This window comes from Streptomyces sp. NPDC002690 (genome assembly GCF_053592415.1).
Window position 1 is genome coordinate 1 of sequence record NZ_JBSFVR010000241.1, and the last position, 11,400, is coordinate 11,400.

5 protein-coding genes and 1 pseudogene are annotated in these 11,400 nt (G+C 71.1%); 2 read left to right on the forward strand and 4 right to left on the reverse strand.

What is annotated here, in order from left to right:
- Both ACWD3D_RS25315 and ACWD3D_RS25320 read right to left on the reverse strand, forming a co-directional pair.
- A pseudogene (locus ACWD3D_RS25315) lies at positions 1-229 on the reverse strand (cysteine hydrolase family protein); the annotation flags it as partial.
- A gap of 394 nt (positions 230-623) precedes the next feature.
- A complete protein-coding gene (locus tag ACWD3D_RS25320; protein ID WP_451463090.1) occupies positions 624-2,048 on the reverse strand; it encodes an MFS transporter in 1,425 nt (474 codons plus the stop codon).
- An 80-nt stretch (positions 2,049-2,128) separates the two neighbouring features.
- Between ACWD3D_RS25320 and ACWD3D_RS25325 the strand changes: the two genes are divergently transcribed.
- Both ACWD3D_RS25325 and ACWD3D_RS25330 read left to right on the forward strand, forming a co-directional pair.
- Positions 2,129-2,548 carry an ArsR/SmtB family transcription factor gene (locus tag ACWD3D_RS25325; protein ID WP_451463091.1) on the forward strand — a complete coding sequence of 140 codons (420 nt, stop codon included), beginning with the start codon at positions 2,129-2,131 and terminating at the stop codon, positions 2,546-2,548.
- Between the two features lie 358 nt (positions 2,549-2,906).
- A complete protein-coding gene (locus ACWD3D_RS25330) occupies positions 2,907-3,641 on the forward strand; it encodes a hypothetical protein (protein WP_451463092.1) in 735 nt (244 codons plus the stop codon).
- Between the two features lie 98 nt (positions 3,642-3,739).
- Here the strand turns inward: ACWD3D_RS25330 and ACWD3D_RS25335 are convergent, their stop codons facing one another.
- Entirely contained in the window at positions 3,740-3,916 is a 177-nt protein-coding gene (locus ACWD3D_RS25335) for a hypothetical protein (RefSeq protein ID WP_451463093.1), read from the reverse strand.
- Between the two features lie 63 nt (positions 3,917-3,979).
- Entirely contained in the window at positions 3,980-11,065 is a 7,086-nt protein-coding gene (locus tag ACWD3D_RS25340) for a polymorphic toxin type 27 domain-containing protein (RefSeq protein WP_451463094.1), read from the reverse strand.
- Positions 11,066-11,400: the final 335 nt, after the last annotated feature.

Here is an 11,400-nt window from a genome sequence, read left to right on the forward strand (position 1 = left end):
CGGTGATCTTGCCCGAGTCCTTGGTGTACGTGCAGGTGACAAGGCGGTCACCGGTCGTCCAGGACTCCTTGGTCGGCTGGTAGTACGAGCCGGAGGTGACGACCACCTCGGTGACTCCGTGCGCCTTCAGCAGGGCGTCGAGACCGGTGGAGAGGAAGCTGTCCGGGGCGGTCTTGAGGAGGACGGCCTCCTCGGCGCCGGGGGTGAGTTCGGGGACGGCCCGAAGGCCCTCGGGGCCGCCTCCGGCTCACCGCCCTCGTCGAGCACGGTGACGATCAAGGAGCCTGCTTCGAGGGCGCGTTGGCGAAGTCCGGCGATGGTGGCAACGGTCTCGGAGGCCCGGTGCAATAGCCATCGCGGCGTTCTGCATGTCGATGACGAGGAGTGCGGAGGTGTTCGGCATGGGAGGAGATCGTAAGGGGAGGGGGCGAGAGGGCGCAGGGGGGCGGAGTCGGGCAGGCTTGACTTCGGTGCGAAGCGGGAGGCGAAGGCCCGGGCGCGGGCCGATGCGGCGGGTGGACAGGTGTCCGCCGAGTCCGCGGACGGGTATGGCCGGACACCCGGGTCGCCCGGTACGGCGTCGCCGAGAGCCCGGTAGGCCGTGTCCGGCCACGCGCCTCGGGTCAGGCGTGCGCAGTCACGGCTTCCAGGCGTTCGGCCCGGATGATCAGCCTCCAGGCGCTGACCGCGGCAGCGAGGTAGGCGAGGCCGACCAGCAGGAAGCACACGGCGGGCCCGGTGCCCCAGTCCGCGACCGTGCCGAGCACCACGCTCATGGCGGCGATGCCGACCAGGGTCCCGATCTGCCGGTTGGCGTTGAGTACGGAGCCGGCGACGTTGGCGTTCTCGGGGCCGGCGGAGTCCACGAGGGCCGCGGTCATCCCCGGGGAGATCACGCCCGCGCCGATGTTGGCGACGCCGACGGCCACGGCCACCACCCAGTACGGCGTGGACGAGTCGACGGTGGTCATGGTCAGCGACGCGATTCCGGCGACCAGCAGGAAGACCGTCAGCAGCGTCCCGTTGGAGAAGCGCGCGGAGATACGGGCGTAGACGAGGTTGGCCAGGGGGAACCAGACGGTCATGGGCAGGAGTTCCAGACCGGCCTGGAGCGGACCGGCCCCTCGGGCGTGCTGGAGGTAGAGCGCGAGCATGAACATGCTGCCGTAGAGCGCGAAGTTGAAGAGGAAGCCCACCAGGTTCGCGCCGGTGAAACTCGGCCTGCGAAACAGTCCCCACGGCATGACGAGGTTCTCGGCGCGTCGCTCGCGTGCCACCAGCGCGCCGCCCGCGACCACGAGCACGGCGTACGCGGCCAGCGGCGCTCCGGCGTCCCAGCCGAGCCGGGGCCCTTCGATGAGCGCGAAGCTCAGGGCGGCGAGCGCCGCGATCCACAGAAGGTGACCGGGCACCGCGAGCCTGACGCGGTGGACATCGGCCTCGGCGATGCAACGCCTGGTCAACAGGATGCCGACGATACCGATGGGCAGGTTGAGAAAGAAGATGCTCTGCCATCCGAACGCGCTCACCAGCAAGCCGCCGGCGCTCGGGCCGAGGCCGGCCGAGGTGGCGACGATCGCCGACCACAGACCCAGCATGCGGGTGCGCTCGCGCTTCTCGGGGAACGACAGCACCAGCAGGGAGAGCGAACTCGGCATGAAGAGGGCCGCGCCCACGCCCTGGACGAGGCGTGCGCCGACCAGTACGGCGGCGTTCGGCGCGAGGGCGCAGCCGAGTGAGGCGACGAAGAAGACGGCCATGCCCCAGAGGTAGACGTTCTTCGCGCCGAGACGGTTCGCGAGGCCGCCGCCCAGCAGCAGGAACGAGCCGAAGACCAGGACGTAGCCGTCCACGATCCAGGTGAGCTCGGACAGCGAGGCGTGCAGGTCCTCCTGGATCGCCGCACCGGCGACGTTGACGACGGTCACGTCCAGCGCGGCCATGATGAAGCCCGTGGCCAGGGCGGTCAGTCGCAGGCCCGGTGACGCCCCGCGCGGGGGTGCTGCGACCTCGGTGAGCGGTAACGCGCTGTGGGGTGTCCTGGGCATCGTGCTCTCCTCCGGCTGAGTCGGTCGGCTGGGGAATCCACCGGTCATTGAAGAGAGTATGTCGACGACTGTCAAACTTCATGACCGTCAACCTTTGGGTCCGGCGCGTAGGATGGGACGCCGCGTTCGAACGCAGGGAGAACGCAGGGAGGCTGGGCAACGTGACCACGCGGACGGACGCACGCATCACCGATCATGTCGCCGCCGAGGACATGACTCTCCAGGACGTGCTGGACGCGCTGGTCGACCCGGTACGGCGCAGTATTGTCCGCCAACTCGCCGACTCCGAGCGGAACATGGCGTGCGGGACCTTCGACATCGACGTCACGAGGTCCACCAGCAGCCACCACTTCAAGGTGTTGCGGCGCGCGGGGCTCATCCGGCAGCACTACGAGGGCACGACGAAGCTGAACACCCTGCGCCGCGCGGACTTGGACCGCGCCTTCCCCGGCCTCCTCGACGCGGTCGTCGAGGCGTCACGCCACGAGACGGCGCGCTGAGCCCGCTCGACCGGGGCCGCCGGGGCACCTCGCCGGCCGGCCTGGATCGTCCGCACACCTGCCCGGCGCGTGGTGCGGACGGCCCGCTCGCCCGCCAGGTGGGCTGCCGACCGGCTCGGGCACGCGGACAAGCGGATGGCCGGACATCGGTCGCCCCGGTCGTCCGCCGGGGCCAATGACGCCGAAGGCCAACCCCCGGCCGTCCCAGCCGCGTTCACCTGGTGCGGCACGGCCCGGAACCGGCGACCGGCCTGTGCCCGGCCTCCTGCGGTGTAGTCAAAACGTGACAGGGGAGGGGCTATTCCGTCGGTAGGATCCCCATTCGATACTCCACTCCGCAAGAATGTCAGGAACACGTATGAGATGGCGAAGGGTCCTGCCGGTCATCGCCGCACTGCCGGCTCTCCTGGTGATATCCGCGTGCAGTAGCGACGGGGACGGATCCGACGCGAAGAAGGCCGAACCCCACGCGACGAACTCCTCGGCTTCGAAATCGGCTTCGGAATCCGATGCGGTGGCCGAGGCCAAGCGGATCGGCGCTGCGGATCCCCAGACGCTGAAAGAGGCCACTCTCTCCGGAAAGAACGAGGGGTTCAATTTCAAGCAGGTCGCCAAGGCGGATACCGAGGCCGGTCGGAACATGAAGGCCGACAAGGCCGAGTGCCAGCCGATCGCCAGCCTGGCGGGGGGATACACGCACATCGAGGCCGTGAGCGTCGAACACCGGTCCCTCGAACCCGCCGAGGCGACGGACGCCACCATCGGCTCGATGTGGCTCGCTTCCCACTCGGAGAAGAACGCCGAGCGGGTCATGTCCGACCTCCGTACGTCTCTGAAGAAATGCCCCGGCGGCTTCAAGACGCTCGGCCTGGTCTACAGGAACGTGGAGCAGCTCAAGGACCCCGGCCTCGGGGACGACGCGGTCAGCTACCGCATCACCAGTGTCGTCGCCGAGCAGTCCGTCCCCATGACCTTCACCGTGGTCCGCAAGGACGGCGTGATCGCCGCGTTCTACGGGGTCAACATGCTGACGCCGAAGAAAAGCGCGATCCCCGAGCCGGTGATCAAGGCGCAGTTGAAGAAGCTGGGCTGACTCCGGACGCGGACGGCCGACTGAAAAAGAATTCCCGGTACGGACATCCGTACCGGGAATTCTTTTGCGGGACCGCCCTCAGGGGAGGGGTCGGAAGGTCAGGTCGTGACTTCCTCGCCGCGCATGTTCCATGCCCGAGTGGTTTCCGGCGAGGTAGCCGGTTCGGAGATGGTCACCATGCCCGGAGAATGGTGGACATGGCCGCCGATCTCCCCCTCGGGAACCGGAGGGAACTCCGCGTCCAGGTATTCGCCCTCGGAGAGTTCGTACTCCATTCCCGAGGGCTCGAACTGGACCGTGAGAGGACCGTCGAACGCCGTGATCCGAATACGCAACTCCTACCAGCCTTCCAGGATGTACTTCATGAGGTCGGCCCGCGGACCGGCGCTCGGGTTCTGCGGGGTGACGGTGCGCACCTTGTCGTAGTACTTGTACACCGTCTCGATCTGGTCCTTGGTCCACCCCGCTTCCTTGAGCTTCGCGATGTGCGACGGAGTCATCAGGCGGAGGTTTTCGAGCTTGTTGGCCCACAGCACGCCCTTGCCGAGCTGTGGCACCGTGGTGTAGCCGTGCGATTCAGCCACGACCTTCACTGCGTCGAGCTCGTTCTTGACCGAGGCCGCCGTCTTGGCGGTGCGCTCCACTCCTGCGGCCGCCTCGGCCGCGAGACCCGCTTCCCGTGCCGAGCTGACCGCTTCGACCATGCCCGAACCGGCCATCGCCGCACCGCGGATGGCGCGGACCACCTTGGCCGCCACGCCGATCACCGTCGGCAGCACGATGGCCGCCGCCCATGCGCAGCTGGTGGAGAACGAGAAGTTGTCCCAGCATTCGGTGAAGTCCTTGACCATGCCCTGGGCGAAGCCCTTGAGCGCGTTCGTGGTCAGGTCGTAACCGGAGATGTGGACGGTCCGCGTCTCGTGGATGTCGATCGGAGACTGGTCGATGTAGTCCATCGACAGGTCGCCGATGCACTCGGCGAGTGCGGTGTCCGGGAAGTCGCACGATATGACGAAGAACAGCATCGTGCCGGTGACGTGGTAGTCGATCTTGTAGTCACAGCCGTTGGTGCCGGTGCAGAAGCCGTCCGACGACGCGGTGGAGGTGACGTTGTACGGCACGCTGACCACGTCCTCGGCGCCGGCCGCCCCGGAGGTCGACGCCTGCGTGACCTCGTTCTTGTCGCGGTCCGCCTCCTCCGTCCTGGTCGCTGCGGCCTGAGCCTCCTCGGAGGCGCTCTGCGCGTGCTCGGCAGCCGTCTCGGCGGCCGTGGCGTCGGTCTCGGCCTTCGTGGCCGTGTCCCGAGCCGTCGCCGCGTCGCCCTCCGCGGCGGTCGCCGCATCGCGCGCGCCGGCCGCGTCGTGCTCGGCCTCGGTGGCCGCGTTGTCGGCCGCCGCCGCGTCGGTCTCGGCGTCGTTGGCCGCGATGCCGGCGTAGACGGCGTCGTCACCGGCCTGCTGGGCGTAGCCCGAGGCGTTGTCCGCGGCCTTCTGGGCCGCCTTCCCCGCCTTCGCCGCCTCGGCCGATGCGGCGAGGGCTCGCTTGGCGGCGAGCGAGGCCCGCTGGGCGTCCTTGGCCGCCGCCGACGCTGCCTGCGCGGCCAGCTTGGAGTCGGCCGCTGCCGTGTCGGCCAGCTTCTGCGCCTCGGCCGCCATGTCCGCGGCCTCGGCCGCCCTGGCTTCGGACGCTGTGGCCTGCTGTTCGGACAGGGTCAGCGCACTCTGCCCGGTGAGCACGGCGAACGCGGCGGACGCGTCGGTCTCCTGGTACGGGGTACCGATCGCGATGGCCGCGTTCGCGGGTGCCGCGGCCTCGGTCGCGGTGTCCCGGGCCGCAGCCGCGGACACGGCCGTGGCGTAGGCGTGACCGGCTGTGTCGGCCGCCCACTTGGCGGTCTGGACCGCTTCGCTCTTGGCGGCCACCGACTCCTTCTTCGCGGTCGCCGCCGCGGCGGACGCCACCTTGGAGTCTGCCTCGGCCTTCTTGGCGTTCTTGGCCGCGGCCTCGGACGCGTCGATCGCTTCGGCCGCCGCAGCGTGCGCGTTGGCCGCCGCTCCGGCAGCGGTCAGGTAGGCCGCCCAGGCATTGTCCGCCGAGGCGCGGGCCCGCGATGCGGATCCCTGTGCCTGGGTGGCCGCTGTCCGGCTGGCGGTGGCCGCCGCGGTGGCCTCGTTGGCCGCCGCGCGTGCCGCGGTGGCCGCCGAGGTCGCCTGGTCGGCCGCGGCACGTGCCTCGGTTGCGGCCTGCCGCGCCGCGACCGCGTTGTCGGTGCCTTCGGCCGCCGCTGCGGCGGCCTCCAGCGCCGCGGCACGCGCTGCGAGCGCGTCACGGCTCTTCTCGGCCTTCAGCGCGCGGTCGCGGGCGGCGACCGCGTCGGACTCGGCCTGTTCCGCGGACGTTCGGCGGGCTGACGCGGTCGATCCGGCCGCCTCGGCGGCGGACAGGGCGTCCCCTGCGACGATCCTCTGGTTCTGTGCGACGGCCTCCGCCGCCGCGGCCGTGTCGCGTTCCCTTTCGGCGGTCGCGCGGTAGGCGGCGGCGTTGGCGCGCTCCATCTCGGCTTCCGCGCGCTCGGCCTGTGCGGTACCGGCCGCCTTACGGGCCTCCGCCTCCTCCTTCTCCGCGGTGGCCTGTGCGGCCTTGGCCTTCGCCGCGTTGGCCTCGGCCTCGTCCGCCTGCTGGTCGGCACTGTCCGCCGCGGCCTTCGCCTGGGCGGCGGCCTCCTGTGCGGCGATGCGGTGGAACTCGGTCTTCACCGCGTGCGATTCGGTCTGGGCCAGGGAGAGCAGTGTCTGTGACGTCGAGACCGTGGCGTTCGCCGCGTTCAGGGCCGTCTCCGTCGCCTTCGCCGCGGCCGATGCCGCCGCGCCCGAGGCGCGTGCGACCTGGACCGACTGCTGGGCGTAGAGCAGACCACGGCCACGCGGCAGCCCGGCGGCGTCCGCGATCGTCCATGCCTGCTGCTGGGCGGTCACCGCGCGCTGCGCCGCGGCGTTGGCGGCGGTGGCCTGCTGCTGGGAGGCGGTGACGAGCGCCTGGACCTTGCCCCGGGCCTTCGCGAGGTCCGTCTTCGCCTTGTCGAAGAGGGCCTGCTTCGGCTTCAGGATGGTGTCCGGGTCGTTCTCCAGCTCGTCGTGCCAGTACCGCTGCCAGCGCAGGATCTGGTCGGCGAACCACGCCTGGCCGATGGCCTCGACCATGTTGTCCGCGGCCGCCCGGGTGGCGGCGGCGGCGTCGGCCTCCGCCTGGATGATGACCGCGCGCGGGGCGGCCTGGCCGGCGTACTCCGCCTGCCACTCCGCCGAAGCCTGCGAGACGACTTCACTCAGGGAGTTGCGCGGGTCCACCGGGTCCTGGTGATCGCAGGAAGCCCAGTCCTGCTTGAGGGTCTCGACTTCGATGCGGAACTCGGCGGTGCCCTCGGTGACCTTCTCGTCGAGGAAGCCGCCGTGCCGCAGGTAGGAAGCGATGTCGGCGGAGGTCGTACCACCGGAGAACCGGGTGTTGCTCACGCTGGAGTCCCGCAGCATGACGTCGGCCTCGAAGTCGAACCAGTCGTCCTCGCCGCGGTTCTGCTCGGTGATCTCCCGGGCCTTCGCCAGTGCCTCGGCGCCGGGGTTGGTGTGGTCGTCCCAGCCGAGGCGGTTGGACAGCTCGGCCTGGGTGGCCAGAGTGAATCCGAGGATGTCCGCGCCGAACTCCGGCGCGTGCAGGGTGATCCCGTCGTCGAACGAGCTCATCGCGTACGGCCGGTTGGCGTCCTCCAGGACGGCCTCGCGCGCGGCCATGGCGTCCCTGAAGGCGTAGCCGGCTTGCTCGTCCTGGTCCCTGGCCTGCCCCAGCGGCATGAAACCGATCCAGCCGACATCGCCGATGACGGCGTCGAGCTGTTCGTCGGTGCCGGTCAGGCCCTCGATGGCCTTGGCTTTCATCTTGGCGCCGCCCGCGTGCAGGGCGACTCCGGCGAGACACTGGTTGAGGCGCGGGGTGGAGCGGACGTCACTGATGGTGGCGGTCAGCTCGGTGAGCCGGCGCAGTGCGTTGTCGGCGTCGACGAAAATCTGCCGTACGCCGTCGGAGACCTGCTCCACCGCCTGGGCGAGCGCGGGCATCCGGCCCACGATCGCGGCGGAGGACGCGATGTCCACGAGGTCCCAGAGGCATTCCTCGACGTCGTAACCGGCCAGGCATTCCTTCACCTCGGCCGCGTCGAGCTGTTCGAAGAGGATCTGGCCGCCGTTGGCCGTGGCCCAGGCGACGAGGTCCACCGAAACGGCCGTGAGGCCCTTGCGATAGTCGTCGACACAGGTCTGGCCGCACGCGTCGAGGAGGATCGCCTCCTCGCGCTCGCCCAGGACCGGCCAGTTGGAGGCTCCGCCCTTGATGGGCGTGACGCCTTCGGCGAGTGCTTCCTGGTGCGCGGCTTCGTTCTTCTCCCGCTGCTCCTGTTCGGCCTTCTTCGCCGCCTCCTCGGCGGCGGTGCTGTCGCCCGCCGCGTCGGCCGCCTTGTCCTCCGCGGCCTCGGCGTCCTTCTCCGCCTGGGTGGCCTTGCCCTGGGCCCCCTCCGCGGCGTCCTGGGCCCGGTCGGCCTTCTCGTTCGCCTCCGCGGCGTGCCGCTCGGCGTCGGTCGCCTCGCGGTCCGCTTCGGCGGCGGTGTTGCTCGTGTCGGTCGCGATGAGACGGGCGCTGGCCGCGTCGGCACCGGCCTGCTCGGAATACCCGGCCGCGGCACTGGACGCGCTCTCGGCGCCCTTCTGCGCACCGGCCGCCGCGGCAGCGGACGCCTGGGCGCGAGTCACCGCCTCGACGGCGCGCGCCGAATCGCTCGCGGCACGTGCGGCTGCCTCGGCTGCGAGCTTGGCGTCACCCGTCGCCTGTGCGGCAGCCTGCTGCGCGGACTCGGACGCCGCCGCCGCCTCGGTGGCTTTGGCCTCGGCGGCTGCCGCCTGCTGCTCGGCGATCGTCTTCGCCGACTGGCCGACGAGTACGGCGAACGCGGCCGAACTGTCCTTCACCTGATACGGGGTACCCCCCGCGATGGCCTCGTTGGAGGCGGCGATCGCCTCCGTGGCGCTGTCGCGCGCGGCGAGCGCGGACTGCCCGGCAGCGTAGGCGCGGCCGACCACGGTCGCGGCCGACTTGACGGCCTCGGCCGCGCTGGTGCCGGCGGCCACGGCCTCGTTCTCGGCCTTCTCGGCCAGTTCCGTGGCATTCTCGGACGCCGTCGCGGCGTTGTCCGCGCGGAGCGCGGCGTCCTGCGACTCGTCGAGGGCGACGGCAGCCGCCGCGTAGGCCGCGGATGCCGCGCTGAGGGACGTGCGGTAGGCGGACCACGCCTTGTCCGCGTCGGCCTCGGCACGCTGGGCGGCGCCCTCCGCCTTGGTCGCGGCGGTCCGCGCGCCGACTGCGGCCGTGGTGGCCTCGTCGGCGGCGGTCTGTGCGAGGGTCGCGGCCTGGGCTGCCTGGTTCGCCGCCGTACGGGCGGCGGTGGCGGCGGACCGGGTCTCGGCGGAGGCCGCGGTGCCCTCGGCCGCGGTGGCCGCGGCTTCGAGGGCGGCGGCGCGGGCCGCGACGGCCTGCTTCGCCCGGGTCGCGGCGACGGCCTTCTCCCGTGCGGTCTGCGCGGCCTTCGCCTTCTCCGTGGCGAGTTTGCGCTTCGCGGTGGCGTCCGCGGTCGCGGTCGCGGCGGCGGCGTCGGCGCCGCCGGCCGCGGTCTGCTGGCTCGCCGCCCGCTGCTCGGCCTCCTGTGCGGTGGCCCGCTCGGTGGCCGCCTTGGCGCGGGAGGCGACGGCGTTGGCCTTCTCCGTCTGCGCCTTGGCGCGCTCGGTGGCGGCGGTGGCGGCGGCGGCCTCGGCCTTGTCGCGCTTCTGTTCCGCCGTCGTGCGGGCGTCCTTCGCCGCCTGTGCGCTGTCGGCGGCGGCGTCGGCGTTGGCCTCGGCGCTGTCGGCTGCGGCCTTCGCCTGGGCCGCGGCTTCTTCCGCGGCGACGCGGCGGAACTCGGTGCTGATGGCGTGCGAGTCGGTCTGTGCCTTGGCGAGCAGGGCGTCCGCGTCGGCGATCGTCGCGTTGGCCGCAGCGAGCGCGGTCTCGGTCGACTTCGCGGCGGCCGTGGCGGCGGCAGCCGAGGCGCGGGCCACCTGGACCGACTGCTGGGCGTACATCAGGCCACGGCCACGCGGCACGTGGCTGGTGTCCGCGACGGCCCAGGCGACCTGCTGCGCGGTCGCGGCCGTCTGCGCCGCCGTGGCGGCCTTGGCCGCCTGCGCCTTGGCCGAGACGACCAGGTCGGTCACCTTGGTGCGGGCGGCGTTCAGATCGGCGGTGGCCTTGTCGTAGAACGCCTGGTCGGGCTTCTCGAAGATCGTCTCGGGATCGTTGGCGAGCTCGTCCTGCCAGTACTTGCGCCAGGTCAGGATCTGCTCCACGATCCAGGCCTGCCTGATGGCCTCGATCATGTCGTCGGTCGCGGCCTGGGTCGCGGCGGCGGCGTCCGCCTCCGCCTGGATGATCGTGGCGCGCTGGGCCGCCTGGCCGGCGTACTCCAGCTCCCACTCGACCATCGCGGTCATGACCGGTGCGTTGAGCACGCGCCGCGGGTCGATCGGGTTCTGGTGGTCGCAGGCTGCCCACGCCTGCTTCATGTCCTCGACCTCGACGTTGTACTCGGCGGAGTCCTTGGCCGGTGCCTCGGACGCGTATCCGCCACGCCGCAGGTAGGAGGCGATGTCGCTGGAGGTGGTTCCGCCCGAGTACTTGTACCCGACGTCCCGCAGCATCAAGTCGGCCGCGAGGTCGTGCCAGTCGTCCTTGCCCTCGTTCTCATCGGTGATCGCGCGGGCCCGCGCGATCGCCTCGTCGCTGGCCTCGCTGTGGCCGTCCCAGCCGAGCGGGGAGGCGAGCTGTACCTGGTTGATCGCAGTGAAGTAGTTGACGTCGGCACCGAAGGCCGGCGCGTGCCACTCCATGTCCTCGCTGGCCCAAGCGGACTCGCGGTAGGGCTTGTTGGCCTCGTCGAGTTCCTCGGTGCGCAGGTCGCCGGCTTCGCGGTAGGCGTTGCCGGCCTCTTCGTCGGCGGTTCCGGCCGTGCCCAGGGGCCCGAAGCCGATCCAGCCGACGTCGCCGATGGCTTCGCGGAGTTGCGCATCCGTGCCGGTCAGGGCCTCGATGGCCTTGGCCTTCATCTGCGGGCCGCCGACGTGCAGGGCCACACCGGCGAGACAGCGGTCGCGCCGGGGTTCCTCACCGATGCTGTTGCGGGTGAGCCCGGCATCCTCCTCGGGCGTCGCGTCGGCCATGGCCGGGGCGGCTTGGATCACGCCGGCCAGGAGGGCCGTGGCCGTGACGAGTGCCGTCGCGCCGGTGGCTCTGACGAGGGTGGAGCGAATACGGCGCCGGCGTCTGCCGACGTCTCTGAGGAATGTCATGTCTGCCTGGCAATCTCTCGATCGTTCGACAGCACTCCTCATGGGCATGACAGACAGCCTCTGCCCTGGTTCTGCTCCCCCACGACACCGCGGCTGCCGGCGTGCCCGTCTCCCCCACGAGTCGACGCTGCCGCTTCCTCCGTGACCATGCCATGCGTGGACCGTTACGGATAGATCAAAGATTCTTCATCAACGGCGCACGGAACTCAGTGGCGGACAAAATGGCGCACCCATTGATCATCCTGTTACCCGGCGTAGCCGCGCTGCCGGGACGACCGCATGACTCGACCGCGGCCACCCCGCCACCGCGGTACGCCCTTCGCGACCGGACGGCC

What these genes read in the sequence shown, in the direction of transcription:
- ACWD3D_RS25320 (WP_451463090.1), bottom strand. Translation starts at nt 2,048, where the DNA reads ATGCCCAGGACACCCCACAGCGCGTTACCGCTCACCGAGGTCGCAGCA.
- ACWD3D_RS25325 (WP_451463091.1), top strand. Translation starts at nt 2,129, where the DNA reads ATGACCGTCAACCTTTGGGTCCGGCGCGTAGGATGGGACGCCGCGTTC.
- ACWD3D_RS25330 (WP_451463092.1), top strand. Translation starts at nt 2,907, where the DNA reads ATGAGATGGCGAAGGGTCCTGCCGGTCATCGCCGCACTGCCGGCTCTC.
- ACWD3D_RS25335 (WP_451463093.1), bottom strand. Translation starts at nt 3,916, where the DNA reads ATGGAGTACGAACTCTCCGAGGGCGAATACCTGGACGCGGAGTTCCCT.
- ACWD3D_RS25340 (WP_451463094.1), bottom strand. Translation starts at nt 11,065, where the DNA reads ATGACATTCCTCAGAGACGTCGGCAGACGCCGGCGCCGTATTCGCTCC.